This window comes from Polynucleobacter sp. HIN7, assembly GCF_030297595.1.
GTDB lineage: Bacteria > Pseudomonadota > Gammaproteobacteria > Burkholderiales > Burkholderiaceae > Polynucleobacter.
Map to the genome: position 1 here is coordinate 1554698 of NZ_AP028138.1, position 26714 is coordinate 1581411.

The 26714-nt window shown below is 46.8% G+C and carries 34 protein-coding genes; 11 read left to right on the forward strand and 23 right to left on the reverse strand.

Features of this window, described 5'->3' with window-relative positions; genetic code table 11:
* Positions 1-4: 4 nt before the first annotated feature.
* Positions 5-436, forward strand: a complete 432-nt coding sequence (locus QUE64_RS07770) for a nuclear transport factor 2 family protein (RefSeq protein ID WP_286223488.1) — start codon at positions 5-7, stop codon at positions 434-436.
* Here the strand turns inward: QUE64_RS07770 and QUE64_RS07775 are convergent.
* Positions 433-2085: a M48 family metalloprotease gene (locus QUE64_RS07775; protein WP_286225207.1), complete on the reverse strand. Its 1653-nt coding sequence runs from the start codon at positions 2083-2085 to the stop codon at positions 433-435. The genes QUE64_RS07770 and QUE64_RS07775 overlap by 4 nt on opposite strands.
* 23 nt (positions 2086-2108) lie before the next feature.
* On the opposite strand from QUE64_RS07775, the gene moaC reads away from it, so the two are divergent.
* Complete coding sequence (gene moaC / locus QUE64_RS07780; protein WP_286225208.1) at positions 2109-2585, forward strand: cyclic pyranopterin monophosphate synthase MoaC; 477 nt, start codon at positions 2109-2111, stop codon at positions 2583-2585.
* Positions 2586-2607: 22 nt separating this feature from the next.
* Here the strand turns inward: moaC and QUE64_RS07785 are convergent, their stop codons facing one another.
* The 15 genes from QUE64_RS07785 to QUE64_RS07855 form a co-directional block, all read right to left on the reverse strand.
* Positions 2608-3111, reverse strand: a complete 504-nt coding sequence (locus tag QUE64_RS07785) for a pilin (RefSeq protein WP_286225209.1) — start codon at positions 3109-3111, stop codon at positions 2608-2610.
* A 97-nt stretch (positions 3112-3208) separates the two neighbouring features.
* The gene (locus QUE64_RS07790; protein WP_286223492.1) at positions 3209-3916 is read right to left on the reverse strand and encodes a TerC family protein; all 708 of its coding nucleotides are present in this window, start codon (positions 3914-3916) and stop codon (positions 3209-3211) included.
* Positions 3917-3994: 78 nt separating this feature from the next.
* Positions 3995-4888 (reverse strand): succinate--CoA ligase subunit alpha, encoded by an 894-nt coding sequence (gene sucD, locus QUE64_RS07795; RefSeq protein ID WP_108509027.1) that lies wholly within the window; start codon positions 4886-4888, stop codon positions 3995-3997.
* 27 nt (positions 4889-4915) lie between these two features.
* Positions 4916-6082 (reverse strand): ADP-forming succinate--CoA ligase subunit beta, encoded by a 1167-nt coding sequence (gene sucC / locus QUE64_RS07800; RefSeq protein WP_286225210.1) that lies wholly within the window; start codon positions 6080-6082, stop codon positions 4916-4918.
* 152 nt (positions 6083-6234) lie between these two features.
* Positions 6235-6732, reverse strand: coding sequence for a recombination regulator RecX (gene recX / locus QUE64_RS07805; protein WP_286223494.1), 498 nt, complete (start codon positions 6730-6732; stop codon positions 6235-6237).
* On the reverse strand, positions 6732-7826 hold the full coding sequence (gene recA, locus QUE64_RS07810) for a recombinase RecA (RefSeq protein ID WP_234409737.1): 1095 nt from the start codon (positions 7824-7826) through the stop codon (positions 6732-6734). Before recA ends, recX begins: the two co-directional genes overlap by 1 nt.
* Before the next feature lie 187 nt (positions 7827-8013).
* Positions 8014-8550 (reverse strand): DUF2878 domain-containing protein, encoded by a 537-nt coding sequence (locus QUE64_RS07815; protein WP_286224765.1) that lies wholly within the window; start codon positions 8548-8550, stop codon positions 8014-8016.
* Between the two features lie 10 nt (positions 8551-8560).
* On the reverse strand, positions 8561-9118 hold the full coding sequence (locus QUE64_RS07820; RefSeq protein WP_286225211.1) for a DUF3833 domain-containing protein: 558 nt from the start codon (positions 9116-9118) through the stop codon (positions 8561-8563).
* Positions 9119-9138: 20 nt separating this feature from the next.
* Positions 9139-9708: a chalcone isomerase family protein gene (locus QUE64_RS07825; RefSeq protein WP_286225212.1), complete on the reverse strand. Its 570-nt coding sequence runs from the start codon at positions 9706-9708 to the stop codon at positions 9139-9141.
* A gap of 109 nt (positions 9709-9817) precedes the next feature.
* Entirely contained in the window at positions 9818-11959 is a 2142-nt protein-coding gene (locus tag QUE64_RS07830; protein ID WP_286225213.1) for a sodium:solute symporter family protein, read from the reverse strand.
* 2 nt (positions 11960-11961) lie between these two features.
* Complete coding sequence (locus QUE64_RS07835) at positions 11962-12225, reverse strand: DUF4212 domain-containing protein (protein WP_286223498.1); 264 nt, start codon at positions 12223-12225, stop codon at positions 11962-11964.
* Positions 12226-12288: 63 nt separating this feature from the next.
* The gene (locus tag QUE64_RS07840) at positions 12289-12861 is read right to left on the reverse strand and encodes a tetratricopeptide repeat protein (RefSeq protein ID WP_286223499.1); all 573 of its coding nucleotides are present in this window, start codon (positions 12859-12861) and stop codon (positions 12289-12291) included.
* The gene (locus QUE64_RS07845; protein WP_108509036.1) at positions 12852-13148 is read right to left on the reverse strand and encodes a hypothetical protein; all 297 of its coding nucleotides are present in this window, start codon (positions 13146-13148) and stop codon (positions 12852-12854) included. Before QUE64_RS07845 ends, QUE64_RS07840 begins: the two co-directional genes overlap by 10 nt.
* Positions 13149-13289: 141 nt before the next feature.
* Entirely contained in the window at positions 13290-13937 is a 648-nt protein-coding gene (locus QUE64_RS07850) for a 3'-5' exonuclease (RefSeq protein WP_286225214.1), read from the reverse strand.
* Positions 13927-15831: a DUF294 nucleotidyltransferase-like domain-containing protein gene (locus QUE64_RS07855; protein WP_286225215.1), complete on the reverse strand. Its 1905-nt coding sequence runs from the start codon at positions 15829-15831 to the stop codon at positions 13927-13929. The genes QUE64_RS07850 and QUE64_RS07855 overlap by 11 nt, the downstream gene beginning before the upstream one ends.
* A 123-nt stretch (positions 15832-15954) precedes the next feature.
* On the opposite strand from QUE64_RS07855, the gene QUE64_RS07860 reads away from it, so the two are divergent.
* Complete coding sequence (locus QUE64_RS07860; protein ID WP_286225216.1) at positions 15955-16653, forward strand: haloacid dehalogenase type II; 699 nt, start codon at positions 15955-15957, stop codon at positions 16651-16653.
* Here QUE64_RS07860 and QUE64_RS07865 read toward each other — a convergent pair.
* Positions 16643-16888 (reverse strand): hypothetical protein, encoded by a 246-nt coding sequence (locus tag QUE64_RS07865; protein ID WP_286223503.1) that lies wholly within the window; start codon positions 16886-16888, stop codon positions 16643-16645. The genes QUE64_RS07860 and QUE64_RS07865 overlap by 11 nt on opposite strands.
* A 71-nt stretch (positions 16889-16959) precedes the next feature.
* Between QUE64_RS07865 and QUE64_RS07870 the strand changes: the two genes are divergently transcribed.
* From QUE64_RS07870 to QUE64_RS07880, 3 genes are all read left to right on the forward strand, one after another.
* Positions 16960-17607 (forward strand): VTT domain-containing protein, encoded by a 648-nt coding sequence (locus QUE64_RS07870; protein ID WP_458574684.1) that lies wholly within the window; start codon positions 16960-16962, stop codon positions 17605-17607.
* Between the two features lie 102 nt (positions 17608-17709).
* Positions 17710-19221 (forward strand): glycosyltransferase, encoded by a 1512-nt coding sequence (locus QUE64_RS07875; protein ID WP_286225217.1) that lies wholly within the window; start codon positions 17710-17712, stop codon positions 19219-19221.
* 79 nt (positions 19222-19300) lie between these two features.
* Complete coding sequence (locus QUE64_RS07880; RefSeq protein ID WP_286225218.1) at positions 19301-20470, forward strand: FAD-dependent oxidoreductase; 1170 nt, start codon at positions 19301-19303, stop codon at positions 20468-20470.
* Here the strand turns inward: QUE64_RS07880 and QUE64_RS07885 are convergent.
* Together QUE64_RS07885 and QUE64_RS07890 are read right to left on the reverse strand one after the other, a co-directional pair.
* Positions 20467-20883 carry a peptidase associated/transthyretin-like domain-containing protein gene (locus tag QUE64_RS07885; protein WP_286225219.1) on the reverse strand — a complete coding sequence of 139 codons (417 nt, stop codon included), beginning with the start codon at positions 20881-20883 and terminating at the stop codon, positions 20467-20469. The genes QUE64_RS07880 and QUE64_RS07885 overlap by 4 nt on opposite strands.
* Before the next feature lie 25 nt (positions 20884-20908).
* Positions 20909-21598, reverse strand: a complete 690-nt coding sequence (locus tag QUE64_RS07890) for a DUF3313 domain-containing protein (protein ID WP_286223507.1) — start codon at positions 21596-21598, stop codon at positions 20909-20911.
* 406 nt (positions 21599-22004) lie between these two features.
* On the opposite strand from QUE64_RS07890, the gene QUE64_RS07895 reads away from it, so the two are divergent.
* Both QUE64_RS07895 and QUE64_RS07900 read left to right on the forward strand, forming a co-directional pair.
* Entirely contained in the window at positions 22005-22181 is a 177-nt protein-coding gene (locus tag QUE64_RS07895) for a hypothetical protein (RefSeq protein ID WP_286225220.1), read from the forward strand.
* Between the two features lie 41 nt (positions 22182-22222).
* Positions 22223-22486, forward strand: coding sequence for a hypothetical protein (locus QUE64_RS07900; RefSeq protein ID WP_286225221.1), 264 nt, complete (start codon positions 22223-22225; stop codon positions 22484-22486).
* Here the strand turns inward: QUE64_RS07900 and QUE64_RS07905 are convergent, their stop codons facing one another.
* The 4 genes from QUE64_RS07905 to QUE64_RS07920 all read right to left on the reverse strand — a co-directional run bounded on the left by QUE64_RS07905 (position 22487) and on the right by QUE64_RS07920 (position 25183).
* A complete protein-coding gene (locus QUE64_RS07905) occupies positions 22487-22666 on the reverse strand; it encodes a hypothetical protein (RefSeq protein ID WP_286225222.1) in 180 nt (59 codons plus the stop codon). It lies immediately after the preceding gene.
* A gap of 17 nt (positions 22667-22683) precedes the next feature.
* Entirely contained in the window at positions 22684-23103 is a 420-nt protein-coding gene (locus QUE64_RS07910; protein WP_286223510.1) for a DUF2452 domain-containing protein, read from the reverse strand.
* A 160-nt stretch (positions 23104-23263) separates the two neighbouring features.
* Positions 23264-24040, reverse strand: a complete 777-nt coding sequence (locus tag QUE64_RS07915) for a ferredoxin--NADP reductase (RefSeq protein WP_286225223.1) — start codon at positions 24038-24040, stop codon at positions 23264-23266.
* 54 nt (positions 24041-24094) lie between these two features.
* Complete coding sequence (locus QUE64_RS07920; RefSeq protein WP_286225224.1) at positions 24095-25183, reverse strand: alkene reductase; 1089 nt, start codon at positions 25181-25183, stop codon at positions 24095-24097.
* 63 nt (positions 25184-25246) lie between these two features.
* On the opposite strand from QUE64_RS07920, the gene QUE64_RS07925 reads away from it, so the two are divergent.
* Genes QUE64_RS07925 through modA form a run of 3 tightly spaced genes read left to right on the forward strand, consistent with a single transcriptional unit; the run spans position 25247 to position 26644 of the window.
* Positions 25247-25447, forward strand: a complete 201-nt coding sequence (locus QUE64_RS07925; RefSeq protein WP_286225225.1) for a DUF1653 domain-containing protein — start codon at positions 25247-25249, stop codon at positions 25445-25447.
* Positions 25448-25454: 7 nt separating this feature from the next.
* Positions 25455-25895, forward strand: a complete 441-nt coding sequence (locus QUE64_RS07930; protein ID WP_286225226.1) for a hypothetical protein — start codon at positions 25455-25457, stop codon at positions 25893-25895.
* On the forward strand, positions 25892-26644 hold the full coding sequence (modA, locus tag QUE64_RS07935) for a molybdate ABC transporter substrate-binding protein (protein WP_286225227.1): 753 nt from the start codon (positions 25892-25894) through the stop codon (positions 26642-26644). Before QUE64_RS07930 ends, modA begins: the two co-directional genes overlap by 4 nt.
* The last annotated feature ends 70 nt before the right edge of the window (positions 26645-26714 follow it).

Sequence of the window (26714 nt, forward strand, 5' to 3'; positions counted from 1 at the left end):
TCTTATGCCGCGCTTTGCACGACTTTTTCAGAATCCCGATGCAGTGATTGACGCCTGGCGCGAGACCTTGCGCCAAGGGGACGTCGAAGGAGCCCTTGCCTTATGGCTCGATGACGACTCAATTACTTGTGTGCTACCAGAAGGTAATCGCTTAAGCGGTCATGCAGAGATTCGTGCGGGGCTGGAGCGCATGCTCGCCAGGCCTCTCTATTTAGAACCGATCGCTTGCATTGAACACATTACTGTGAGCGCTGCAGTATTTGATTCAACCGAGGCGGTCTATTTTAAGAATAACCAAATTGAAGCCGACTTCATGATTAATATCACCCTGGTCCTCATGCAAGACGGCAAAGGCTGGCGCATTGCCCATTTACATGCCAGTCGCTCTCACGATGATGACTTTGAGTTTCCGAGCGATCAGCACGAGCTGCACTAACTCTTTTTTTGCTCTTTTTGCTCTTCGCGGTATTGATTCTGAAACACGCGCAATCGCGCATCAATCACGGATCCCAGATAAAAATCATTGCCGGCGGCCGAGCGTGCAATTTTGAGCTGCTCAATCGCCGATGGCCAAGCTCCTTCGGTGGCGAACTTCTCAGCAAGTGCGTAATGCCGTAAACCAATCTTTTTATCTTGGTCATACGCACGCGCCAATAAATCCCACCAGATGGTCTCATTCGGCTGTGCTTTAGTCTTCGCTCGCAATAGAGCAATAGCCTCATTAGCTCGACCCAAACGCAGTTCTGCATTGACCGTCGCCACGGCCGCAGAGAATGAGAACGGATCTGCCTTGGCCGCATTTTGGGCATACTGCAAGGCCTCCTCGGGCCTACCTCGCGCAAGCGCTAACTCAGATGCCGTGTAATCAAAGGATAAACTCTGACGCTGCACAGGCGAACCTGGTGCCAAAACATTTTGTGCTACGGCCCGAGCTTTTTGTAAAAAACCTTCAGCTTGATCAAAGCGCCCCTGACGCTGGGCAATCAAAGCTAAACCATAGAAACCTTCCATTTGCTTTTCTGGCGCAGTCTGCTTACTCAAACTCTCAAATAAATTACGCAGATCAAATAATCCACTGGTACTCCCACTCTGCTCGACGCGCGCTCTAGCTTTAATGAGATAGAACTCGAGCGCACTGGGTACCCGATTTTGTGCAACCGTCCTTGCCCGGTCTTGCATATCGGCAATTCGATCGGTGGTTAAGGGATGGGTGCGCAAATACCCAGGTACACCACTATCCATGATTCCATAAGCCTTTTGCAATCGTTGAAAGAATGCGGGTGCCCCATTCACATCGTAACCACTCGCTTGCAAGATCTGAAAACCAATTCGATCGGCCTCGCGCTCTGCATCCCGTGAATACGAGAGTTGATTTTGAATCGCAAGTGCTTGGCCACCCGTGATTAGGCCGGCAGCAGCGCCAGGATTACTAGCGGCTGCCAACGCACCCAGCACAATGCCGGCCAAGGCGATGATGGAATTAGTACCTTGACGCTCTAAAGAGCGCGCCAAGTGACGTTGCAATACATGGCCAATCTCGTGACCCATTACCGAAGCAACCTCTGAATCGGTCTCCGCAGTAATTAAGAGCCCCGTATGAAAACCGATAAATCCACCGGGCAATGCAAACGCATTAATCGATGGGTCCTTTACCGCAAATACCTCATAGTCGTATGCGGCACTGCCTTGGGCATTTGCTCCACCCAGTTGCAAGCGTCGCGCAGCTTGCATGAGGCGTCGCTCCATCGAGTTGAGGTAATCGTAGATGGGCCAATCATTGGAAAAATCCCGATCCCTACGAATCTCACGCATGATCTGCTCACCAATCTTGCGTTCATCTAAGGGGCTTAGAGCATCCCCACCAGGATCACCCATATCGGGCAACACCAAGACGGGTTGCGATTGCAAAGTATTTCGGGAGGGTAAATTGGCTGAGCGCGCTTCCGGTGACTGAATCACCCGCCCAAGGTTCTCCTTGGCTGCGTTGTCTTGGGTAACTGACACCCCTGGCTGCTGGGCGAAGGAGGAGACACTTAAGACCCCGCTCAAGTACAAAGCAACGATTCGTTTTACTTGCTTCCCCATGTCTATATGGTAAAACCTCTTGTATGAACAAACTAACGCATTTTGATTCCAGTGGCCAAGCGCATATGGTCGATGTTGGCGATAAAGCATCTACCCACCGGGTAGCCATTGCCACTGGCTGTATTCAAATGAATCCTAACACCTATGAACTGATCGAGTCGGGTGGTCATAAAAAGGGGGATGTACTTGGCATTGCCCGAATCGCCGGAATACAGGCAGCCAAGAAAACAGCTGATCTTATCCCCCTCTGCCACCCAATTGCACTCACCCATGTGAGCATTGAGTTCCGATCCGATCAATCCAGCCACACAATTTATTGTCAAGCCAGAGCCGAGACCACGGGGCCTACTGGTGTTGAAATGGAAGCACTCACCGCCACCCAAATCGCCCTACTCACAATCTATGACATGTGTAAAGCCGTGGACCGTGGCATGGTGATGAGCGATATCAAATTACTTGAAAAGAGCGGTGGCAAATCGGGGGGTTGGAAGGCGAACTAAACGCTCGCCCCAATCGAATAACTTACTTGCCTACGCGGCACTCTGCCGGTAAGAGCTTAGCGGGTAGATTGGTTTGCTCCGAACGGCACGACCAGCCACCCGACCAAGTCACTAAATTACTTTGTGAGAGATCGATTGCTCGGGGCGCAGCGACATCCGGCTCATTGGTCGGAATCAAAATCAAACTGTTTTTACCATCGGGCGCTACCGATGTTTGGTAATCAATGGCAATCGCCCCGCTTGGCAAAATCTCAATTTCTTTCACGCTGCGCGTTGGGGTAAATGAAAAAGACTCTTGGGTCACTCGATCCATTGGGCTTGGTCCTTTGCTAGCGTATGCCTCGGTTACTGCCAATTTGGCGCTAGATGCCAGATTTAATCCTTCGACAACTCGCCCACGAGCTATGTAATCCTGATACTGTGGCACCGCAACGGCAACTAAGATGCCAATAATGGCCACAACGACCATGACTTCAATTAATGTGAATCCCCGTTGATCGTCTTTTACTTCTTGATGTGTATACATAAAAAATCCCCTCCTTGATGGACCTCTATCTTCGGACAGAAATCCATCGCAGAGGGGTTTATTGGTTGTCAGTAATCCTTGATTTTAATATCAGTGCTTAGGCAGCTTTGGATTTACTTTTAGCACGACGCTTCATCAACTCACCAAAAGCCATCACAGCAACTGCACCTGTGATACCAGCAATGGTGGAGTATCCGGCCATGCCCTCGCCAAACTGCTTGACAATGGCAGGATCGGTCACCATCATGCCGCCAGCAATCCAGCCCAAGAGGCCGGCACCCGCTGTCACAATCAATGGGAAGCGATCAATCAAGAACAGAACCACCTTACTACCAGCGATGATGATCGGCACAGAAACGATCAAGCCGAACACGACATAACCAATTTGATGGGATGCATCATCCACCTGTCCTGCGGCGCCAGCAATCGCCAATACGTTATCCAAGCTCATCACGATGTCGGCAACGATGATGGTCTTAATTGCAGCAAACAATTTGTCTGGCGCATCTAAGTTGTGCTCTTCCTCATCGTGCTGAACCATCAACTTGTAACCAATCCACAAGAGTAATGCGCCACCAACGAGTTTTAAGAACGGGATTTGCAGTAAGGTCACTGCAAACGCGACTAAGATGACGCGCAAAATAATCGCGCCAGCGGTACCGTAAATGATGCCCTTCTTACGTTGATTTGGATGCAAATTACGGCAAGCCAATGCAATCACGACCGCATTATCACCACCTAATAAAAGGTCGATGATGATGATTTGAATCACGACCGACCAGTCAATCATTGCTAAAAGTTCCATGTCTTCCTCTAATTGTTATAACTACTTACCCAAACATTTCATTTCAACATCGCCTGCCATTACAACTGAATTCACAAACTAAATCATTGCTTTTAGTAAAGTCGCCATCTCAGAAGGGTTTTTGGTGACCTTAAAGCCACACTCTTCCATCACTGCTAATTTGGCATCCGCGGTATCAGCACCACCGGAAATCAACGCGCCCGCATGACCCATGCGCTTGCCTGGAGGCGCTGTCACGCCTGCAATGAATCCCACAACGGGTTTTTTCATATTGGTCTTGCACCAACGCGCCGCCTCAACCTCGTCTGGACCGCCAATTTCGCCGATCATAATGACCGCATCTGTCTCAGGGTCTTCATTAAACATTTTCATCACATCGATGTGCTTCAAACCATTGATGGGATCTCCGCCAATGCCAACCGCGGTTGACTGGCCAAGCCCAATCGCAGATAACTGCCCCACGGCTTCATACGTTAGGGTGCCAGAGCGACTCACAACCCCAATGCGACCTTTGCGGTGAATGTGACCGGGCATGATGCCGATCTTGATTTCCTCAGGAGTAATCAAACCAGGGCAATTCGGGCCTAATAACAAAGTTTTCTTACCGCCCTTGGCTTCTTTTTGTAGCATCTTGTTGCGAACTTCGAGCATGTCGCGCACCGGAATTCCTTCAGTGATGCAAATAACCAAATCGAGATCGGCCTCAACCGCTTCCCAAATCGCTGCAGCAGCGCCTGGAGGTGGAACGTAGATCACCGAAACCGTAGCACCGGTTTCTTTGGCTGCATCTTTCACGGTTCCAAAAATCGGAATCCCAAAAATCGATTCGCCAGCTTTTTTAGGATTGACGCCAGCCACAAAGCAGTTCTTACCGTTCGCGTATTCTTGGCACTTCTCCGTATGGAACTGTCCGGTCTTGCCAGTAATCCCTTGGGTAATAACGCGTGTGTTTTTATTTATCAAAATTGACATAGTGATTTCCTCAAATTAGATGGTCGCTTACTTACCTTGCACAGCTGCAACAACTTTCGTTGCCGCCTCAGCCATGGAATCAGCACTGATGATGGGTAATCCCGAGTCAGCCAAAATCTTTTTACCTAACTCTTCGTTGGTACCCTTCATCCGAACCACCAAAGGAACAGATAAATTGACTGCTTTACACGCAGTCACTACGCCATCGGCAATCACATCGCAACGCATGATGCCGCCAAAAATATTAACCAAAATGGCTTTCACGCTCTTGTTTTTGAGCATGATCTTGAACGCTTCAGTCACTTTCTCTGCTGTTGCGCCACCGCCTACATCTAAAAAGTTCGCTGGCTGACCACCAAATAATTTAATGGTGTCCATCGTTGCCATCGCCAAGCCTGCGCCGTTGACTAAACAACCAATATTGCCATCAAGGGAAATGTAGGCAAGATCAAATTTAGATGCTTCAATTTCAGCAGGATCCTCTTCATCCACATCACGGTAGGCCACGATTTCAGGATGGCGATAGAGCGCATTTGAATCAAAGTTAAATTTCGCATCAAGAGCCTTGATATTTCCATTGCCCTCCAGAATGAGTGGATTAATTTCCACCAAAGATGCGTCGGTATCCCAATAGGTTTTGTAGAGGTTCTTCAATACCCCACGAGCTTGGGCTTGTGAGCCCTCAGGAACGCCAATGCCTTTACTGAGTTGATCGCACTGCGCATCGGTTAAACCAACTAATGGATCAACAAATACTTTAATAATTTTCTCAGGAGTCTTTTCAGCAACCTCTTCGATATCCATACCGCCCTCGCTTGAGGCCATTACGACTACTTTTTGCGTAGCACGGTCGGTCAAAATTCCGAGGTAGTACTCTTTCTTAATATCAGCGCCGTCTTCAACCAATAAACGACGTACTTTTTGTCCTTCGGGGCCAGTCTGATGGGTTTTTAATTGCATGCCCAAAATTGCGCTGGCGTATTGCTTCACTTCATCCATGCTCTTGGCGACTTTCACGCCACCGCCTTTGCCACGGCCACCTGCATGAATTTGTGCTTTCACAACCCAAACTGGACCGCCTAACTTCTTCGCGGCTTCGATTGCCTCATCAACGCTAAACGCTGGAATACCATTGGGTACCGGTACATTAAATTGGCGCAGAATCTCTTTGCCTTGGTACTCATGAATTTTCATAACAGCTCCTGGAATGATTAAATTTCAACGCCAGCGTGAAAAGCTATTTTCCTTGATGGGGCCCTTGGGTCATTGACCCAAATCAAGGCAAAAAAGGCTTAATACGCCCTCAAAAGACCCATAAGTCTAACATTTTCACTGCACCAAATTGGCTATTTGGAGGGGGTGCGACCGCTGATCAATCGGCTGACAAGCTCTGGATTAAAGCCTTTTGAAACCAAGAAGCGATACTGCTTGGCACGCTCCTTTGGGTCCAAGGAAATCTCACCAAACTTACGAGCCCACAAGGCCTGGGCACGCTCAAATTCCGAGGTGCTTAGCTCATGACTTAGCTCTGCAATCATGCCGGGCTCTATGCCGGCCCGCTGCAACTCATCAGCCACACGGCGCAAACCGTAGCGCTGACTGCGCCGTCGCACGAGGGCCTGAGCATACCGTTCATCGGATAGCCAGCCCCGGGCCTCAAAGTCATTCAAGACCTGGGTAATTTGCTCTTCAAGGTCAGCCGGTGGACTGTCATCTGCCTGACTGGATAAACGCGCTAACTTTTGCGCCAACTCATGACGGCTATATTCGCGTCGCGATAAAAGGCGCAAAGCCCGAGCTTTGAGACTCGGGCTTTGTTTAGAAGCGTGATCTGATCCTGGCATTAAGCGCTCGCGGATTCGATCTCCTCATCGTCTAGGGTCTCACTAATGAGAGTGCCGCCACTCTTAACGCCGAGCTTTTGCCGAATCTTCGCTTCGATCTCCTTCGCAATCTCAGGATTCTCTTTTAAGAACTCGCGCACATTATCTTTACCCTGACCGATACGATCGCCGTTATAGCTATACCAGGCACCGGATTTTTCAACGATCTCAGCCTCAACGCCCATATCGATGATTTCACCTTCACGAGAAATGCCCGAGCCATACATGATGTCAAAGATCGCTTCGCGGAATGGTGGGGATACTTTGTTCTTCACAACCTTCACACGGGTCTCGTTACCGATCACATCATCACCCTTTTTAATGCTACCGATTCTACGAATATCAAGACGCATTGAGGCATAGAACTTAAGGGCATTACCGCCAGTGGTAGTTTCGGGGGAGCCGAACATCACACCAATCTTCATCCGAATTTGGTTAATGAATATCACCATGGAATTGGTGCGCTTGATCGTGCCCGTTAACTTACGCAAGGCTTGGCTCATCAGTCGTGCCTGCAGGCCTGGCAATGAATCTCCCATGTCGCCTTCAATCTCAGCCTTTGGAACTAAGGCTGCGACCGAGTCGATCACAATTAAATCAATTGAACCTGAGCGTACTAGCGCATCGGCAATTTCCAATGCCTGCTCACCGGTATCGGGTTGAGAGATTAATAGATTGTTGACATCCACGCCCAGCTTAGCGGCATATTGCACATCCAATGCATGCTCGGCATCAATAAATGCGCAGGTGCCGCCGAGCTTTTGCATTTCAGCTACGGCATGCAGTGTTAATGTAGTTTTGCCAGAGGACTCTGGGCCGTAGATTTCAATCACACGCCCACGTGCCAAGCCGCCGACGCCCAGAGCAATATCAAGCCCCAAGGAGCCACTCGATACCACCTGAATATCCTGATTAATTTCTGCATCGCCAAGACGCATGATCGAGCCTTTACCAAACTGCTTTTCAATTTGGGCCAAGGCAGCCGTCAGTGCTTTTTGCTTCTCGCCACTCATCCCTGCAAACTCTGATGAGGCTGATTTTTTCTTGTCGTCCATGGCCATCCTTTTCTAGATATCGGTTCGGTTTTGCTTGCTTAATTCCTGAAATTCATACTGTACGCTTACTGTATATAAAAACAGTATTGTTTGCAAGTAGGCATTTCTGATTTATTGGTACGATTGGCTTTATATTCAGTTAAGTAAGTACTTATTTACTTATAAGTATTTGATTTATATATAAATATTACTTTTCTTTAGCGAAGTATAGAAATACCGGCATCGCAATCGCCCAAACAACGGCCAAGTAGACCAGAGCAAAAACCTGTGTCTCCGAGTTTGGCCAAGTTGCTGCCCCAAGGCGTACCCCCGCCTCATAGCATAGAGGCCCAGCAATTGCGCCCAATACAGCGGCTAAGCTATTTTTTCCCTGTAGCCAAGACATCGACTCTTTTAGGGTGGTGGCAAAGACCAGCCATAGCGCCCACATCCAAACCGGTGAAATTGCCGCAAATGGAAAATCGGATTCGAACTGAATCCAGCCCAGTTGAACCAAAATCGTGTCAGCAATTAGGCCATAAATGAATACTTTGAGCAGTAGCTCGTGTTCACTCCGGGCATTTCGATGTAACCACAGATAAACCCCGATACAAAGGAGTGCGATCGCGAGTGCTAAACCCAATTGATGGTGAGCAGCACCCAAGATGCAAGCAAACCAACCAAGCTGGAACAAAACAAAGTTCCAGATCTTGCGCCAAGTACCCCGAGTAATTGCTAGATTCACAATCTTCAATCTAGCGCTTATAGAAAGCTAAGGTGACCTCACCCAAATAAATCCCGAACTTACTCATTTCAGCTTTATTGAGCATCACCTTATCGTCCATCAAATACATCCAATCATTAAATTGCACGTGATAGGTTTTACCGTCCACTGGCAGGGCCAAGGTATAGCGCCAATTGAGCGCATTGCCCGCTAACTCGCCCACCGCCTCGCCAATCACATCACTGGCTGTTCCACTGTAACGGCCAGGGGCCACCTCAGTAAGCGTCCAAATACGCTTTTGCTTAGTACCATCGGAGTAAACAAAATCTTCATCCAAAACACCAACCTTTTTGCCATCCTTGACTTCCCATTTGGCTTTAATGAGGACTTTAAAGCGTTTAACAACCTCGCCACTGCGATTGGTAAAGATTCCGTAGGCATCAATCTCGCCATCAAAGTAGCTTGCCAAATCCAACTTGGGGACCTCTTTGCTATACATCTGCACACTTGGGCTTGAACAAGAAACCAAACCAAGAGTTAGAACAGAAATCAAAGAAATGGTTAGTAGACGCTTGAGTCTAGTGAACATAATGAGCACCAAGTGAAGAATTAAGGATTCGGGCAGTTTGCAGCAATTAAAGCAGGAGGGCAACGAGTCGCAATCAGTGCGGAACGTAACTTCGGTACGCTGGTGCGCTCATCAAGCCAGATTCCAAAAAAGGCTTTGGCAAATGCATCGCCAGGAATATCACCAATTGGTTTGCCATTGTGCAGGAATAAAGTACCACGATCGGGAAGATGAATGCCAACTAAGGTGTCACCCGAGGCAATATCTGGAAAGAGTTTCTCGAGGCTTTGCAACCAAATCGTGCGCTGCTTTTCAGAAACACCTAAGCGGGTCATTTCATCGATCGTGCGCTTGGCTAAATCAGCACCTTTAAAGGATCGAATGTAATGAATTTCCAAGGCAAAGCCATTTTGGCCTTTGGGATCAGCCACATAGTAGCGGGCGTCGTAGACGTCAAAACCCCAAAATGTGAGTCGGCCCTGACCCTGGAGGCTAGCGCTCTCAATGTAGCGATAAACCGGGGATTTGGTACTGGACGCATTCGCAAATACCCAGCTTGGCCCCAAAAGGGCAAGCGCAAGACAAAGGGTTGGATAAAGAGACCATTTCATGCCACCAAGCATAGAGGAGTTTTATGACCCTTGCACAAACCCCATTTTTCACAAGGAGGAATAAAAAAACCCGCTCCAAAGAGCGGGTTTCAGACTACATCAAACTTGATTAGTTGGCTTGTGTATTTAACGTATCGCCACGCAGCGTTGGGTAACGCACGTGATCGACTAACTCCTGAATATCTTTGCGTGGAGCTGGGGTTACCAAGCTCACCAAGATAATCACTGCAAAGCCAACCGGTACACCAAAGAGGCCGGCAGAGATTGGCTGAATACCCCACCAGAGTTCAACTGGGGAAGTAACGCCAAAAATTCCGCGCATCCATGGTTGTGTGGTTGCCATGTAGTAGAAGGTAATTGCAAGACCAGCCACCATACCAATACAAGCACCTGCTTTAGTTGCACGCTTCCAGAAAATACCCAAGGTAAGTGCTGGGAAGAATGAGGCTGCAGCAAAGGAGAACGCCGCACCTACTAAGAACAGAATGTCTGCTGGTTTTTGGGCAGCCACATAGGCAGCCGCTAAGGCCACGACCAACAACAAGGCTTTCGAAATCGCTACGCGCCGTGAAGCAGGTGCGTTTGGATCGATCATCTTGTAGTACAAATCATGGGACAAAGCGTTTGCAATGGTCAACAGCAAGCCGTCAGCAGTTGAGAGCGCAGCAGCTAAACCACCCGCTGCCACCATTCCGGAAATCACGTATGGTAAGCCCGCAATTTCTGGGGTCGCCAACACGATGATGTCACCACCAATGGTCATCTCAGCCAATTGGAAGATACCGTCCTTATTGATATCAGCAACGGAGAGCAAGGATGGGTCAACTTTCGACCACGCTGCAATCCAGGCTGGTAGCTTATCAAACGGCGTTCCCACCAAGACCGTGAAGACCTCGTATTTCACCAAGACTGCCAAGGCAGGTGCAGTGAAGTAGAGCAAGAAAATGAAGAACAGCGACCAGGTCACAGACTCACGCGCCGCTTTCACCGATGGTGTGGTGTAAAAGCGCATCAGGATGTGTGGCAATGCCGCAGTACCTAACATCAAACAGAAGATCAACGCTAAGAAATTACGACGCGATGTATCAAATGCGGTGCGAGCCTTCTCATCACCATTCGGATCGCCAGCAAACTGCTGTGCATGCCGTGGCATGTTCGCTAATGGGTTCGAACGATTATTCGCGCTGGTGCGTTGCGCTGTCCAAGCCTTCTTTGCAGCTTCCGCATCTTTTGGAACGGCAGCTAACGCTTTTTCAGCAGCAGCAATTTCTTCGGCAGGCGCATTCGCTGCTTTCAGATCAGCCACTTTCTTCTCCGCAGCAGCCTTGTCGGCAGCTAAGGCAGCAGGCACATCCTTTAATTTCTCAGCAAGTGCATCAGCACGTGCTTTGAAAATTGCACGGACTTCCAGCTCTTTCGGATCCTTGATGAGCTCAGCTTCTTTAGCGGTCACTTTTTCCAATTGCTGACCATAGATCAGTTGTGGAATTGGGAAGCTAGTTTGCTTCATGGATAACCAGAGCACTGGAATCATGTAAGCAATGATCAAGATGATGTACTGTGCAACCTGTGTCCAGGTCACGGCACGCATACCACCCAAGAACGAGCAAACCAAAATACCAGCCAAGCCTAAGAAAATACCAATCTCAAATGGTACGCCAGCCAAACGGGTGGTAATCAAACCAACACCGTAAATCTGCGCAACCACGTATACGAACGAGACCAGAATCGCTGCCAAAATACCAATGAAGCGAGGTAAGTTACCGTCATAACGAGCGCCCAAAAAGTCAGGGATCGTAAATTGACCGAACTTACGCAGGTATGGTGCCAAGAACAATGCCACTAAGCAGTAGCCACCAGTCCAACCCATAATGAAGGCTAAGCCGCCGTAACCAGTGAGGTACAAAGTACCTGCCATACCGATAAACGACGCTGCCGACATCCAGTCCGAGCCTGTTGCCATACCGTTGTAAACCGCGGGCACTCGTCGACCAGCTACATAGTATTCTGCAGCATCATTTGTTCGACTCATTACGCCGATACCGGCATAAAGCAACACGGTTGCGCCAAGGAAAACGTAACCAATGGTGGCGCGAGCCATTCCCATTGCTTCAGCAATTCCAAGAATAACTACAAATGCAAGGAAGCCGAGGGTATAAAAACCATAGACTTTGTTTAGCTTCTTTTTAAAGTCGGCATTACTGCCGCCGCCGCCAAAAACACTACCATCACCAGGTGTCATTCCAGCCATGATTAATCTTCCTCCACTTCAGCACAGTCATATTCTTTATCAAGATTATTCATGTAGTGTGCGTAGTAAGCAATGATCAGCACATAAATTACCAATGCTCCTTGGGCTCCAACCCAAAAACTAAAGGGCCAACCAAAGAAATTGAAATTTAAGTCCCGCGCGTTATAGCCAACAACAAAGGTCACAATAAACCAAATCGCCAACAGCAGAGCTGATATGCGTAGGTTCTTTGACCAATATTGTTTATGCGATTCTGTTAATTGCATAACAGTTTCTCCTTAGGTTATTAAAAACATCTACATCAAACTTCGTACTTCTACTTCATTGTGCTAAGCAGTTAGACCAGTCTCCCGCTCCAACTGCTTAGCAAATTTCGGCTCAAATTCTTTTAAATGCCTGATGATTTTTACTGCTTCTTCGGGTTCTTGGCGATCCACATAAACCCTTGCTAATTGGTACCAACCATAGGGACTCATGGGCTGAAGCTGAGTATTTTTCTTCAAAGCCTTGATGGCTTCATCAAAACGACGCTGCTGAATTAGGGTTAGCCCTAATCCGTACCAGGCTAGATCCATCTTCTCGTCTAGCTTGAGCGCTTTACGAAAACTGAACTCGGCATCCTCCACTTGACCCAATTCTTCTTGTAAGTAAGCAAGGTTGTACCAAGAGTAGGCTGGGGCATCTGAGCGCTGTACAACCCTTTTATAAAAAGCGATTGCGCCCTCTTTATCCCCTGCTTGAGTTTTTAAATAAGCAAGGCTCGAGAGTACATAGGGATCATTTGGGTATTCACGCAGCATTTCTTCAAACACCATCATTGCTTGCTGCTGCAAGCCAAATAGGATGAATGCAGAGGCTCGCCACTTAAAGAGATACCAGCGTAAATTGTGGCTTACTGACATAGCTCAACCCCAATCGTGACGCAATGCTCAATTTTGGCCAGGGTCACAGCAATGTATAAGACCGCGACAATACAGAAGGCAACAAACGGAATTTGATGGTCCGCAATTTGCTTTGGCGAGATAAAACGCGCCACACTTGTCCATGGCTTATTCACGATTTGGAATAGCTGATAAAAGAGATTGGTTTCCCGCTTTACTCCAGTTAAAACATACAACAACCCTTGGCCAATGAGAGCTAGGCCGCCAATATATAAAAGTAATTGAGCGATGTTCAGAAATAAAAGCACGGAAAGCCTTATAGAGCTTAGTGAAAAAACCAATGGGGATTATGGTTGGGGTGCAAAAACACCCAAATCGGTGCTTACCCTAGGTCGTGATAAATAAATCCCTTGGGATCTAGTACTTACCCTAGGTATGTCAATCTAAGCTTACGTTCTAGGAATCCAAGCCCCGTGCTTGGCCAGGGTTTTAAGCGCTTTAAGGCTATTCGCCTCGCGTGTAATTGAGCTCCATAGGCAAAGCAGTAACTCACAGGTTGCCAAAGTATCGGCCGCTGCTTGATGGCGAACTGCGCACTCAATTCCAAAGTGTGACAGCCAATCGTCTAAAGCACGTGCCTTTGGCTTTAATCCTGATAAAGCAGCTAAAGGCTCAATATCAATCCAATCATTACTCAATGGTGGTAAGTGAAGTTGCTGATATGCACGATTAATCATGGCGTGATCAAAAGGCGCATGAAATGCCAACAAGGGAGAATCACCAACCCAGTGACGAAACTCCTCTAACACCTCAACGGCTGGTCTACCTTGCTTTTGAGCCCCTGCGCCAATGTGATGCACCAATATATTGTCCTTATCGGATGCAAACTCTTGGCGGAGAACGGCTTCGTAACTATCTCCCAAAATAATCGCGGGCCGAGTAAAGCCTGGCCCCACCTCGACAGCAATCGCCGCAATCGCTAATAGTCGATCGCGATGGGGATCAAGGCCAGTTGTTTCAACGTCGAGTACAACCCAGCGATTGGGTTCAGGCACTGGTGATGAAAAACCAAAACGCGCCAATAAACTAGCGAACATAATCAAGCTCTAAACGCTGTTGCAGATTGCGCACTTCAGATAATGACTCCCGCAGAATAGTCTTATCAACCGAATTTAATTGCTCCACATCCACTGCATTGGGATTGCCGCCGATCGCATGACCATCAATTTGCGCAGCTAAGCGTAAGGTTTGTAAATACTCAAAGGCTGCAATCCATGCAATGCTCTCTGATTCATTGAGCTTTAATGCACGGCCAATTGCAGCGAGTCGCTCACGTGTATTGACGGCACTAATACCATGAGCTAATGAATAAATCCGTGCGCAGTCAACCATAATCGCTGTGCCCTGTAACTTAATATCGATGGTTTTCTTCCCATCAAGCTCTTTGGTTTCTAGGCTACCAAACCAATTAAATGGCACTTTCCACTGTAAGGAATTTTCAACCAATAATTTAATAAATCGTGGGGTAGCCTCTGCGTGCTTCACAACATAATTGCGTAATGGCTCAAGCAAAGACTCATTACCAGCAAGCGCTCTAAAGTCAAAGAAGATGCTGGCATTAAGAAGATCCTCTGGATTACCTTGTTCAATCCAACGTGCAAAGCGTTGCAACCACTCCTGTTGGCTAATGCAAAGCTCAGGGTTGCTCGCCATGATATTGCCCTTACATAAAGGGTAACCACACGCGTCAAGAGCATGATTAACGTCTTTGGCAAAGGCAAGATAGCGCGCTTTGTGGGAAATCTCAGAATCCATCAAAATAAGTGCGTTATCTTGATCAGTCGCAATCGTTTGTTCGCTACGACCCTCCGAACCAAGCGAGATCCATGCAAATCGGTCCATACTCAAATCATGTTGCTTGGCAAAGATAGCAATCAGTTGAGCTGTTAATACATCATTGAGATGACTAATTAGGGCGGTTAACTGGCGCGCTTGCACACCCTGACCTAAAAGATTGCGCGCAAATTTACGTATATTACTAGCGCATTCTTTTAAGCTATCCACATCTTCGGCCGACCGGATTGAACTGCTGATATTGTTAAGTGATAAACGCTGCAAAGAAAATAAATCACGCTCCGAAATAATGCCAACCAGTTCCTTGCCGCGCAACACTGGTAAGTGACGAATGTGATAACGCGACATCGTTAGGCCAGCGGTCTCAGCAGTATCGTCAATGGATACAGTTTTAACATCACGCGACATGACTTGAGATATCGGTATTTCGAGGGAAACTTGGGCAAGCGTTACCCGACTCAAGATATCGTAGCGGGTCAAGATGCCGACAATAGTTCCGCCCTCATCCACCACCAAAACAGAGCCCACTTTTTTATCATGAATTAATTGCAATGCAACCTTCAATGGGGTGTCAGGGCGAACTGAAATCGGCTTTTTGAGCGCCAGATCGCGCATTGGACTTTCAAGAGACTGCTCAGTTAAGGCTTGAGAAGCAAAACTATTACGCAAAGCCGTTCTAGATTCCTCAAGTAGCTTCAAGATACGGTTATTTAAAAAGTCACTGAAGGGCTTGGATCGCTTAGCGAGCTCATGCATACGCTCTATCGGTAAGGCTAAGCAAAAACAGTCATCGATTGCCACGTACTTCACTGTGCTTGGAAGCCCTCCATAACATGCGCTAACTGCCAACAGATCGCCCGGGTCCAGCTCAAATCCAGTCTCTTCAAAGCCAGGAATCAAACGGCGACCCGATACCCTCCCTTGTCGAATCAGATAAAGCATCTTTGGTACACCGTCTGCTGGAGAAAGAATAATTTCTTCGGGAGCAAAGTACGATTCAACAGAATGGCGCAAGAAGAAATCGACGTCCTGCTCTGCCATTTTTGAAAAAGGTAGTACGCGCATTAACTGCTGACGTAGGTTTTGTACAAGGCTGTACGATATGGGAGTCACTTTTTGTAGATCTGTGGATTCCATTGAGTGAATACCTCGCTTACGTTATGTATCGGTACCATTTCATTATGAACACGATGTACTCTTGAATCAATACAATAAGATTATTCGCTTATTTACCTTGATTTCTAGTCAACTACTCCGCCCATGAAATACCAACTAATTGCGTTTGATGCCTATGGAACCCTGCTGGATGTGTTTGCGGTTACGGCGAGTGCTGAGCAATTGTTTCCGGGGCATGGAAAATCCTTATCGCAGCTCTGGCGGGATAAACAGCTCGAATACACACGCCTGATCTCCCTAGCAGATCCAAATGCAGAGGGTAGTCAACACTATCAGTCGTTTTGGGATATCACCATTGCAGCATTGCGTTTTAGTTGTAAGCAACTCAAGCTCAATCTTACGAGGGAAAATGAGGCTCAGTTACTTCAGCAATACGCCCATTTAGATCCATTTACAGAATCTAAGCAGGTGCTTGGGGAAGTAAAAAGAATGGGTTTAAAAACCTGTGTACTATCAAACGGCAACACCGAAATGCTATCGACAGCCCTTGGCCATAGTCAGCTCAAGGAATATTTTGATGCAGTGATCTCAGTTGACGAAGCACGGCAGTTCAAAATTACACCTGCCAGTTATCAATTGGTTCTCAAGCACTTCTCCGTGGCAAAAGATCAGGTGTTATTTATATCCTGTAATGCCTGGGACATTATTGGTGCCAACTGGTTTGGATTTGATACCTTTTGGGTCAATCGTTATTTGCTACCTTTTGAAGAAATTGGTCTTAAACCACGGTATAGCGGAGAAAACTTAAATGCCCTACTACCAAATATCAAAACTACTCCATGAGCATTGCAATAAATTCGTAGATTAAATAGCCAGCACCGATCGCCAGTATTGTGTAGACAAAGGTGTGCACAAAAGTATTTCCTAGAGCCCCTAAACGCTCCTGCAAAAAGATTAAAAAGGTGTAATCTGGATTCGGGTCATTACGCCATCGATAGAAACTCACCACGAGTTGGTAAAGATTAAAGACCACCCACAAACCAAAAGTGATTTGGATAAAAGTAAATATGTATTGCATGGCTGCATTCTAGAGCTTTTTCATCATTAGCCAATATCATTACAATGCCAGCAATACATTAAAGGCAAATCTTGGACTTTTCTTACCTCATCGATTTATTTCTCAATCTTGATAAGAACTTGGCACTCATTGCCAATCAATGGGGCACCTGGATCTATGTTCTGCTCTTTACGATCATCTTTGTTGAAACTGGGCTTGTCATCATGCCCTTTCTGCCCGGCGACTCCTTGCTCTTTGTCGCGGGCGCACTCACTGCAGCGGGTGATCTAAGTCTTCCGGTACTCATGGTCTTACTGACCAGTGCGGCCATTTTGGGTGATGCCGTGAACTACTCAGTTGGGCGTTTTGTGGGCAATAAAGTCTTCTCTTGGGAAAACTCACGCTGGTTTAATAAGAAAGCCTTTGATCAAGCACATGCCTTTTATGAAAAATACGGCCCCATCACCATTGTGATTGGTCGATTTTTGCCATTTGTCAGAACGTTTGCCCCCTTTGTAGCCGGCGTGGCCCAGATGCGCTACCCCGTATTTGTTTTCTATAACATTATTGGCGGCATCATCTGGGTCTGCAGCCTAACAGGCCTTGGTTTTTTGATCGGCGAGCATCCGTGGGTGAAGAGTAATTTCTCAATCGTTGCACTCGCAATGATCATTATTCCTGGCTTACCTGCGCTTTGGATTTTTCTGAAAGAACTTTGGAAGAAATTTAAATCCAAGTAAATTCATTTACTTAGGAATGCATCTCATGTTTTGCTTGGGTGTCAAGCAAAATTGACAGGAGATGTCGGTATACTGACCATCCAAAAATCAGCAGGAGAAAATATGTTTATTTTCCTAATGCGGCTATGGAAACGGTTCAAGCATTATCTTCGCGTTCAAAGTGAACGTTTGTTTCCAGCAAAACTAATCCAGCCTGATCGCAAGAAAGAGTCGAGTAAACCTCAAGCAATCTCATTGAGTGTCATCATTCCAGCGCTCAATGAAGAGAGGCAAATATCCTCGGTGATTGCCTTTGCGCTTAAAGATAAGTTGACCAAAGAAGTCATTGTGGTTGACGATAGTTCGATTGATCGAACTGCTGAACTAGCCAAGCAGTCAGGAGCCCGAGTAATACGGAGTTCCATGCTAGGCAAAGGGGCGTCCATGCATGATGGCCTAATGGTTGCCCAGCATGAGTACATTCTTTATTTGGATGGTGACTTAAAAGACCTCAATGAGAACCTAGTCGCAGCCATGCTTGAGCCATTGCAAAAAGATCGGGCCGATTTTGTGAAAGCCAAATTTGGCCGAGGTGGGGGTCGGGTAACAGAACTAACGGCAAAACCCATGTTGAAAGTTTTCTTTCCGGAACTTGCCCACATTAACCAACCCCTCGGTGGAATCATTGCTGCCAAGGCAAGTCTCCTCAAAAACCTGCACTTTGAAAATGGCTACGGGGTTGATATTGGACTTTTATTGGGCGCATTCCAGAAAGGTGCGCGTATCGCAGAAGTGGATATTGGCTCCCTAGAGCATGAGAGTCAGCCACTCCATGATCTAACGTATATGGCCAATGAAGTGGCCAGAGTCATTCATTTCTATTCGAAAGAGGCTGGGCGTCTGCACGTTGAGCAAATTAGTGAAATGTATGAAATGCAACGCCAAGCATCAGCTTCCTTTGATTTCATCATCTCGCGCCAAAAAAATCGTGACAAAGTCCTACTGCTGGATATGGATGGCACGATTACACCCAACCGATTTGTTGTCGATTTAGCCAAATTTACCAATACCCACGAAACCTTAAACGCTTTATTAGACAACCCCCAAGATGATTCGGGTACCCGTAGTCAAAAAATAGCGGAGATTTTTAAGTTCACCCATCGCAATCAATTTGAAAAAGTGGCAATGGGATTACCGATTCGTCTAGGGGTCATTGAGTTAGTCAATGAGATGAAACGCCGGGGCTTCATGGTTGGGATTGTTTCTGATAGCTACTTTATTGCCGCTGAAATTATGAGGCGTCGGATCTTTGCAGATTTTGCGATTGCACATGTCCTCCACTTCCAAAATGATATCTGCACGGGCCAACTTCGCATTAATTCTGATTTTCTGCCCGACGGGTCTAGCGATCGATCGCTGGCGTGCAAAAGCCATGTCGCAAATCGCTTTCTGACCAAGAAATCAAGGCCTAGCTTTAAAGAGGTTTGGGCCATTGGGGATAATCTCAATGATCTCCATATGCTAAAGCTGGTAGATAAAGCATTTGTGATTGATCCCAAATCACCCCAACTGACGCAGATCAAAGGCATTACAAGCATTGATTCCTTTCAGGAATTGCTTGCCATCACACCATAAAGCATGTCTAGTCTTGGGCAGTCATGTGATTGGGTTCACAATACTGTCTTTTACAGAACATTAGAAATTTTTAGATCGCATGATTAAACCAATTGTTATTATCGGAAGCGGCCTCGCAGCCTATACCCTGATTCGTGAATACCGCAAGCTCAATTCAGAGCATCCCATTACCGTAATTACCCAAGAGTCGGGTGATTTTTATTCCAAGCCAATGCTATCGACTGCGATTGCTGGTCAAAAATCTGCCGAGCAACTTGTCACCAGCTCGGGAGCCAAAATGGCTGAGCAATTCAATCTCACTTTGCATGCCCATGCAACTGTTAAGAGGATTGAGCCGAAGCATCAAATGATTTCTGTAGTCCTTAGCGATGATCAATCAATTGATATTGGATATAGCCAATTAGTCTTAGCGCTTGGTGCTGATCAAATCCGCATTTCGATCGATGGGGACGCTAGCGATGCGATTCAATCGGTCAATGATTTGCACGATTACGCCAACTTCCGCACACAACTCGATGGCAAGAAAAAAGTGGTGATTCTTGGCGCGGGTTTGATTGGTTGTGAATTTGCAAACGATTTGGCACTCGGTGGTTATCAGGTTGAAGTAATTGATCTTGTAGACCAGGTCTTGAGTCGCCTATTGCCAAAACCCATTGCGCAAGCACTTGAGCAGCAGCTATCCAGTCTTGGTGTCCTTTGGCATTTAGGAACCAGTATTCAATCGATTTCTCACGATGGCGATCATCTACAAATTTCATTAAGAAATGGTCAATCAATCAGTGCCGATCTGGTGCTATCAGCACTGGGGCTAGCCCCCAGGGTTCAATTGGCCAAAGAAGCGGGCATCACCATTAATCGCGGGATTGTTGTAAATCGTCAGTTAGAAACCAGCGTCCAGAACATCTATAGCCTGGGTGATTGTGCAGAGGTTGAGGGTCAGGTTCTTCCGTACGTAATGCCAATCATGCAAGCTGCTCGCACCTTGGCCATGGTTTTGGCTGGACAAAACGCATCTTTAGTCTATCCAGCGATGCCGGTAATGATTAAAACGCCCTCATTGCCCTTGATTGTTTCGCCTCCACCGATAGGAAGCTCTGGCTCATGGTCAATCAAGCATTTAGACGGCGGGATTGAGGGGCTCTTTCATAACGATCAATCTGAACTCATCGGCTTTGCCCTAGCGGGATCAGCAACGAGTCAGCGCGCCGCTCTCACTAAACTCCTCCCCCCAATTTTAGGAACTTCTTAAGGGCGCCAGAATAAGGTCAGCTTTTGTGGATCGCCTTCTTTGAGGACCACATTGCGCTTAAGTAATTTGCCCTGATAACTTGCCTCAACAGTGTATTGTCCTGGCGGGGCATTGAGAAGCATTAAGGGTCCATCGCATACGGTCTCTAGGATGGATTGTTGTTTGGCGTTCTGCACACGAATATCAATACCCGCAATCCAAACGCCACGGCCACTTCCATCAATCTCCGACATCTCAATAAGTAGTGACCACTTTTTAGCAGCCGCAAACATGGCACTAGACTCATCACTGCCAATGCCGCCAGTAATAAAGGTTGTATCCCCTTGCGTCTTACTGGGCGGTAATTGAGCAAGGCTTGCACCGGATAAGAATCCGGTACAAACCATCAGACACTGAATCACAAAATGACGCATGGATGATTTCCTAACTAGGTCTCAATTATTTCATCGCAGAGCCAGGTAACGGCTTTAAGGGCGACTCCATTGCAAACACTACGATACGCCGCGTCATATCCTGAAAGGCGCCAACGGAGCTTGAACCCAGACGGAAGGGCTCACCCTGCACAGCGACCATACCGCCCGCAATAAATTCTTTGGTTTGGCTGTCGGTCACGCGATTTTCAACGACCAAAGCAGGCGTTTTTGAATTGTTGCCCGTTGCAAATGCAGCCGCATTCGCAGCCAATCCAATCGGAGTAAAGTTCCAAGGCTTAAGACCATCAGCCGATAACTCAGCACCAGTGATACCAACAGCTACCCTTGCTACGCCAGGGCCAGGCTTATCGACCAACTTAATATCAGAGCGTCTTTGAACAGCTTGGCGCATCGCCTCTTCTAAAATTTTCTTGGTCTGCGCAATCACCTCAGGGGTAATTTCTTTGGTGTACTCGGTCTGATTTAAGTAAACAGGATCAATCATGACCGCGGTATAACTCGATGCTTGAATGCCTGGCTTGATATAGCGCCAAGCCCGTATATCTTTAGGCGTATTACCTACCACCTGCAGCACGTTGTAATTTGGCAGAAATCCAGACTCGGGCATACGCTCGGTCATGACCTTAGGACCGCCACCACAGGCCGTTAAACCCAAAACGACTGCACTCACACCAATAGCCAATTTAATCTTCATATTCTTTCCTAGGAGGTTAATTACGAACGAAGTGAATTCAAGCATTTGCATTTGATGCTTGACGATAAAGCGATCAGGAAATAACTAATGATCCCGATGGTAAATACAGTTGCATCTTGCGAATCAAAGAACATTAACAATCCAATGATGGTGATTCCGACAGCAAGGCAACTGAGTATGGTTTTTAAGAACATGGCTCCTCCAATATTTGACAAATAAGTATAAGAGTGATTTAGGAATTCGAATAGTACCCACGAATAAAGAGAGATCGTTCAAGGAGAGCGGTCTAATCGGACGGTTCTCGGAGGGAAAGACGCCTTTGGGCAAGCAAAACCAACTGATTTTTTGATCTAGCGCAAATTATCAGATCTACCTCTTGCTAGACTAAGATCAACTCGAGGTAAAAATGCGACTTATATTATTTTGTGAACAAACCGGTGCCCGCTTAGACCCCAAGCAATCGGCCGCCGTTTGCGCTGCCGAGCATGGCTGTGACTCTCATCAAAACTGCCCGTTGATACCCAAACCATCAGAGCCAAATCAACAGGTAAGTACTCTAGCCCCGGTCGAAATTTCCTCATAAGATAAAACTGTTTACACTCTTCCCAAAAGGAGTGGCCTGCAATGCGAATGGTTTTGTATCTATTGATTGCGTTAATACCCATCGGCATGGTGTATTCACGCTTTTTGGATCGATCAAAATTACGAGATTTTTTTATTGCCATCTCGTATCTGAGCATGATGGCATGGGCATTTTTCTTTGCCCTACTCTTAGAGATGCTCTTTCGGATTCCCCTCAAGTACTCCGTCGCTGTTTTAGCTGTTGTGATGGCATATGCCCACTTTCGGGCCATTGCCTATCTGCACAAAAAGCGTCAAGGGAACTAATTAGGCCTGATCGTTTTTGCTTTCAAGCTTGACTTGCATGGCCTCGTCTTGGGGTTCACCAAGATTTAATGGCATATGAACCATTTTTTCACCATCCCATTTTTGGCCACACCAGCACTCACCAGCGTCATTGATGATGCAAACACCGGATCCACAACAACGGCTATCCGACTTTTTCATATCTTCACCTCGTTGATTTAGTCTTCCACCACTTCCCAGGTACTGTCGCCTAACTTACGAACCACCTGGCAAAAAGACCAGCCTGCTGGAATACCGCAACTCCATTCACTGGGAGCGTTTTGAACCAAACGATAAGAGCCGACGCTCTCATCTTGATACAAATAATATTTTTTGCCATAGACTGGGCTGAAACTAAACTTGGCCGCATGAACCATTTCGGTTGCATCTAAGCGCGCTTGCAGCGCTTTCGCTTGACGCATCAATACTGCGGCCTGCTCCATGATGCGCTCATATTCTTGATTGGCATGCGCCCTAGCAATATTGATCGCTTTATCTTTTTCCTCGCGAATCGGAACCGGCGCAAATTTCGGTGCGCCTACCTCCATGGGGTACTCAATGGCGTTGTGACGGGCTGGATCGGTATCTTCAATGCGCATGATCATTGAATTCTAGTGGTTTATCACCAAAATCACAGGGCCCAACCTAGGGTTTTTAATTACTGATAAATCTGTATAGTGAAATTGACAGCCTTGCTCTTAAATGAAGGCTGATTTATTTCCTTTGAATTTAAGCCCCGCAAGGGGCTTCTTTTTTAGATTACTTCTCGACAAAAGCCCGCTCGAAGACGTAGTCGCCCAGCTCTCCGGAGGATGGAGAGACCTTAAAGCCCCGTTGATCCAATAACTCACTGGTTTCTTTCAGCATTGCAGGGCTGCCACAGATCATGGCGCGATCCACTGCAGGATCGAGCGGTGGCAATCCAATATCAGTAAACAGTTTTCCGGATTCAATTGCGGTAGTTAAGCGGCCAGTATGGGAATAGGCTTCACGAGTTACTGTGGGGTAATAAATGAGTTGATTACGTACCAACTCTCCCAAAAACTCATCATTGGGCAATTCGTTTGTAAGGTAGTCCTGATAGGCAAGCTCACTCACTACGCGCACACCATGAACTAAAACGATTTTCTCAAACCGCTCATAGGTATCTGGGTCGCGAATAATACTCAGAAATGGAGCTAAGCCGGTTCCAGTGCTAAATAGATATAAATGCTTTCCTGGATTCAGATCATCAATCACCAAGGTGCCAACGGATTTCTCGCTCACAAGAATGGAATCGCCCACCTGAATATGCTGAAGCCGCGAGGTTAATGGACCATTGGGTACTTTGATACTAAAGAACTCCAAATGCTCCTCATAGTTCGGACTCACTACACTATAGGCACGAGCTAATGGCTTACCATCCACCTCAAGGCCGATCATTAAAAAATGGCCGTTACGAAAACGTAGCCCACGATTGCGGGTCGTTGTAAAGCTAAATAAACTTTCGTTCCAGTGTTTGACAGAGAGCACGCGCTCTGTTTGATAGGTGGCCATAACTATTCGGGGGTTCGCATATAAGAATCAATCCCTCCATTGTAATGAATGGACTTATAGCGCCGGATAATCGGTGTAACCCTTTTCATTGCCGCCATAAAAGGTGGCGCGCTGATAGGGGTTTAATGGGGCTTTTAACTCAAAGCGTTTTGGCAAATCGGGATTAGCAATAAACAGTCTGCCAAATGCAATCGCATCGGCCTCGCCATCAGCAATCGCTTTCTCAGCACTGGCTTGGTCAAAACCACCAGCCAATACCACCTTCCCAGTAAATAAAGAACGAAACAGTTGGCCTGTTCGTGGCGCATCAGCCACCAATTGATCACTGCCGCCCGCTGTGGTTGCGCGTGGCTCAATCAAATGCAGATAAGAAAGATTGAATCGATTGAGTGCGTTGATCAAATGGGCAAATAAAGCTTTCGGATCGGAATCGGCAATGTCGTTGAATGTGCCATAAGGCGATAAACGGATTCCGACGCGACCACTACCCCATACCGGAATAATCGCCTCTAGTATTTCCAAGACTAATTTGCACCGATTGGCAATCGATCCGCCATATGCATCCGTGCGCTGATTCGTGCGATCTTGTAAAAACTGGTCTAACAAGTAACCATTCGCTGCGTGCAACTCGACGCCATCAAACCCAGCGGCTTTAGCCTGATGGGCAGCATGCACATAATCAGCCTTCAACTGCCCAATCTCTTCAAGGGTTAATGCTCTTGGAGTTTCGTACTCGGCCAAGGACCAAGATGCGGTATATACCTTGCCTGCGGGTTGAATGGCTGAGGGAGCAACTGGCAAGCCTTCATCTGGATGAAGTGAGGAGTGAGAAATGCGCCCAACATGCCATAACTGCAAAACGATTTTGCCACCCCGCGCATGCACTGCATCAGTCACTGTCCGCCACGCAGCCACTTGAGAGTCGCTGTAAATACCGGGGGTTGCTGGATAGCCTTTACCCAATGGTGAGATCTGTGTTGCTTCACTAATAATGAGACCAGCGGAAGCACGCTGTGCATAGTACTCTGCTGCCAATGGTCCTGGGACGCCATCATCACCCGCACGCATCCGGGTTAGTGGTGCCATCAAGATTCGGTTTTCAAGAGAGAGTAAGCCAAGCGTAACGGGAGTGAATAAATTCATTACCAACCTTTGTTAAGTTCCATGTAAAGTGTGGATTTTATAGGCTATCCATATAAATTTCTGATGACATCAACAGCAAAATTTCAGGCAGGCGACCAATTAATTCATCTCAAGTCAGGTGGACACTATCGCGTAATTGGCTTAGGGAAGATAGAGGCTAATTTAGAAGATGTATACATCTATGAAGCGCTTCGTAACCAGACCTTGTGGGTTCGACCCAAAGCCGAGATGGAAGATGGCCGCTTTGTAAAGCAACTTGGATAACGATTCGATGTTTTTAGAAGAGCATGATTTAAAAACGTCCACCAAGATCGATGCCTTAGAAGCAAGGTATCGAGAGATTGAAGCATTTACGAGTCTGCTATTTACTGATATGGATGAGGTTGAACGAACTCGTCATGAAGCTATCAAGCAACGCTTTGAAGAACTTAAAGTGACTCTTTTTAAAAACTCAGACCACATCTTGAGCCAAGCCAAACATCCCGATTCAGGGTCTGCCCAAAAGGCATTACGCGAGGCGCAACTCAATATGATGTTCGATTGGGAACAATTTGGGCTTACAGAGGATATGTTTTTCAAGTTGTATCAATGCCACCGCAATCAATTGATTGGCAATGCTGATCTGAAAATGCGAGCTGCTTTAATCGAACAAATCTTAGCGATTGAGACCAACCTCACTTTGCTCTTCAAAATTCGGCAACTGACTTCATGATTCCAAAATTCCTACTAGTTCTTTTTTGTTCATTCTTTGCAGGGCTTGTTCACGCTCAAGCAAGCTTTGTCGTCGTGGCAGCCAATATGAAAGAGGCATTTATTGAGATCCAGAATCAGTTCCAGAAGGAAAACAAGGGGGAATTAAAGGTCATCTATGGCTCCTCCGGAAACTTTGCCTCACAAATCATGAACGGCGCCCCGTTTCACTTATTTATCTCTGCAGACGAGCAATATCCTCTTGAGCTTTTTAAAAAGGGGAAAACGGTCAATGAGGGCACTGTTTATGCGATTGGAAAATTAGCGCTGATTGCTAATAAAGGCAAAGGAATTACTCTGGATGACTCTAAAGACAAAATTGCAGATGTCATTAGGAAAGCCAACAAGATTGCTCTAGCAAAGCCCGAACTTGCCCCTTATGGACGTGCCAGTGTTGAGTATTTAAAAGCTAGTAATTTATGGGGGTTGGCAAACTCGAAGATTGTGTATGCCGACAATGTTGCCATGGCAGCGATGTTTGTAACGACTGGCTCTGCTGATATTGGCTTTACCGCCCTCTCCATTGCGAAATCTCCCTCAGTTGCTAAACAGATCTCCTCTACTGAACTAACCGAAGGCTATCAGTCCATTAAACAACGGATGGTGCTCATTAAAAATCCCACCCCTGATGCAATACGGCTCTATGAGTTTATGCAATCCCCTAAAGCCAAAGAGATATTGAAAGCCCATGGTTACCAAATTCCACCCTAATCTTTAGGGATAACTTGGTTTTCCATCATTCACAGCTGCGAATGGGTACAGGTGGTTAGAGCAACGGAAT

Excerpts from the sequence above, each read along its gene's own strand:
- QUE64_RS07770 (WP_286223488.1), top strand. The coding sequence starts at position 5 with ATGCCGCGCTTTGCACGACTTTTTCAGAATCCCGATGCAGTGATTGAC.
- QUE64_RS07775 (WP_286225207.1), bottom strand. The coding sequence starts at position 2,085 with ATGGGGAAGCAAGTAAAACGAATCGTTGCTTTGTACTTGAGCGGGGTC.
- moaC (WP_286225208.1), top strand. The coding sequence starts at position 2,109 with ATGAACAAACTAACGCATTTTGATTCCAGTGGCCAAGCGCATATGGTC.
- QUE64_RS07785 (WP_286225209.1), bottom strand. The coding sequence starts at position 3,111 with ATGTATACACATCAAGAAGTAAAAGACGATCAACGGGGATTCACATTA.
- QUE64_RS07790 (WP_286223492.1), bottom strand. The coding sequence starts at position 3,916 with ATGGAACTTTTAGCAATGATTGACTGGTCGGTCGTGATTCAAATCATC.
- sucD (WP_108509027.1), bottom strand. The coding sequence starts at position 4,888 with ATGTCAATTTTGATAAATAAAAACACACGCGTTATTACCCAAGGGATT.
- sucC (WP_286225210.1), bottom strand. The coding sequence starts at position 6,082 with ATGAAAATTCATGAGTACCAAGGCAAAGAGATTCTGCGCCAATTTAAT.
- recX (WP_286223494.1), bottom strand. The coding sequence starts at position 6,732 with ATGCCAGGATCAGATCACGCTTCTAAACAAAGCCCGAGTCTCAAAGCT.
- recA (WP_234409737.1), bottom strand. The coding sequence starts at position 7,826 with ATGGACGACAAGAAAAAATCAGCCTCATCAGAGTTTGCAGGGATGAGT.
- QUE64_RS07820 (WP_286225211.1), bottom strand. The coding sequence starts at position 9,118 with ATGTTCACTAGACTCAAGCGTCTACTAACCATTTCTTTGATTTCTGTT.
- QUE64_RS07825 (WP_286225212.1), bottom strand. The coding sequence starts at position 9,708 with ATGAAATGGTCTCTTTATCCAACCCTTTGTCTTGCGCTTGCCCTTTTG.
- QUE64_RS07830 (WP_286225213.1), bottom strand. The coding sequence starts at position 11,959 with ATGGCTGGAATGACACCTGGTGATGGTAGTGTTTTTGGCGGCGGCGGC.
- QUE64_RS07835 (WP_286223498.1), bottom strand. The coding sequence starts at position 12,225 with ATGCAATTAACAGAATCGCATAAACAATATTGGTCAAAGAACCTACGC.
- QUE64_RS07840 (WP_286223499.1), bottom strand. The coding sequence starts at position 12,861 with ATGTCAGTAAGCCACAATTTACGCTGGTATCTCTTTAAGTGGCGAGCC.
- QUE64_RS07850 (WP_286225214.1), bottom strand. The coding sequence starts at position 13,937 with ATGTTCGCTAGTTTATTGGCGCGTTTTGGTTTTTCATCACCAGTGCCT.
- QUE64_RS07855 (WP_286225215.1), bottom strand. The coding sequence starts at position 15,831 with ATGGAATCCACAGATCTACAAAAAGTGACTCCCATATCGTACAGCCTT.
- QUE64_RS07860 (WP_286225216.1), top strand. The coding sequence starts at position 15,955 with ATGAAATACCAACTAATTGCGTTTGATGCCTATGGAACCCTGCTGGAT.
- QUE64_RS07865 (WP_286223503.1), bottom strand. The coding sequence starts at position 16,888 with ATGCAATACATATTTACTTTTATCCAAATCACTTTTGGTTTGTGGGTG.
- QUE64_RS07875 (WP_286225217.1), top strand. The coding sequence starts at position 17,710 with ATGTTTATTTTCCTAATGCGGCTATGGAAACGGTTCAAGCATTATCTT.
- QUE64_RS07880 (WP_286225218.1), top strand. The coding sequence starts at position 19,301 with ATGATTAAACCAATTGTTATTATCGGAAGCGGCCTCGCAGCCTATACC.
- QUE64_RS07885 (WP_286225219.1), bottom strand. The coding sequence starts at position 20,883 with ATGCGTCATTTTGTGATTCAGTGTCTGATGGTTTGTACCGGATTCTTA.
- QUE64_RS07890 (WP_286223507.1), bottom strand. The coding sequence starts at position 21,598 with ATGAAGATTAAATTGGCTATTGGTGTGAGTGCAGTCGTTTTGGGTTTA.
- QUE64_RS07895 (WP_286225220.1), top strand. The coding sequence starts at position 22,005 with ATGCGACTTATATTATTTTGTGAACAAACCGGTGCCCGCTTAGACCCC.
- QUE64_RS07900 (WP_286225221.1), top strand. The coding sequence starts at position 22,223 with ATGCGAATGGTTTTGTATCTATTGATTGCGTTAATACCCATCGGCATG.
- QUE64_RS07905 (WP_286225222.1), bottom strand. The coding sequence starts at position 22,666 with ATGAAAAAGTCGGATAGCCGTTGTTGTGGATCCGGTGTTTGCATCATC.
- QUE64_RS07910 (WP_286223510.1), bottom strand. The coding sequence starts at position 23,103 with ATGCGCATTGAAGATACCGATCCAGCCCGTCACAACGCCATTGAGTAC.
- QUE64_RS07915 (WP_286225223.1), bottom strand. The coding sequence starts at position 24,040 with ATGGCCACCTATCAAACAGAGCGCGTGCTCTCTGTCAAACACTGGAAC.
- QUE64_RS07920 (WP_286225224.1), bottom strand. The coding sequence starts at position 25,183 with ATGAATTTATTCACTCCCGTTACGCTTGGCTTACTCTCTCTTGAAAAC.
- QUE64_RS07925 (WP_286225225.1), top strand. The coding sequence starts at position 25,247 with ATGACATCAACAGCAAAATTTCAGGCAGGCGACCAATTAATTCATCTC.
- QUE64_RS07930 (WP_286225226.1), top strand. The coding sequence starts at position 25,455 with ATGTTTTTAGAAGAGCATGATTTAAAAACGTCCACCAAGATCGATGCC.
- modA (WP_286225227.1), top strand. The coding sequence starts at position 25,892 with ATGATTCCAAAATTCCTACTAGTTCTTTTTTGTTCATTCTTTGCAGGG.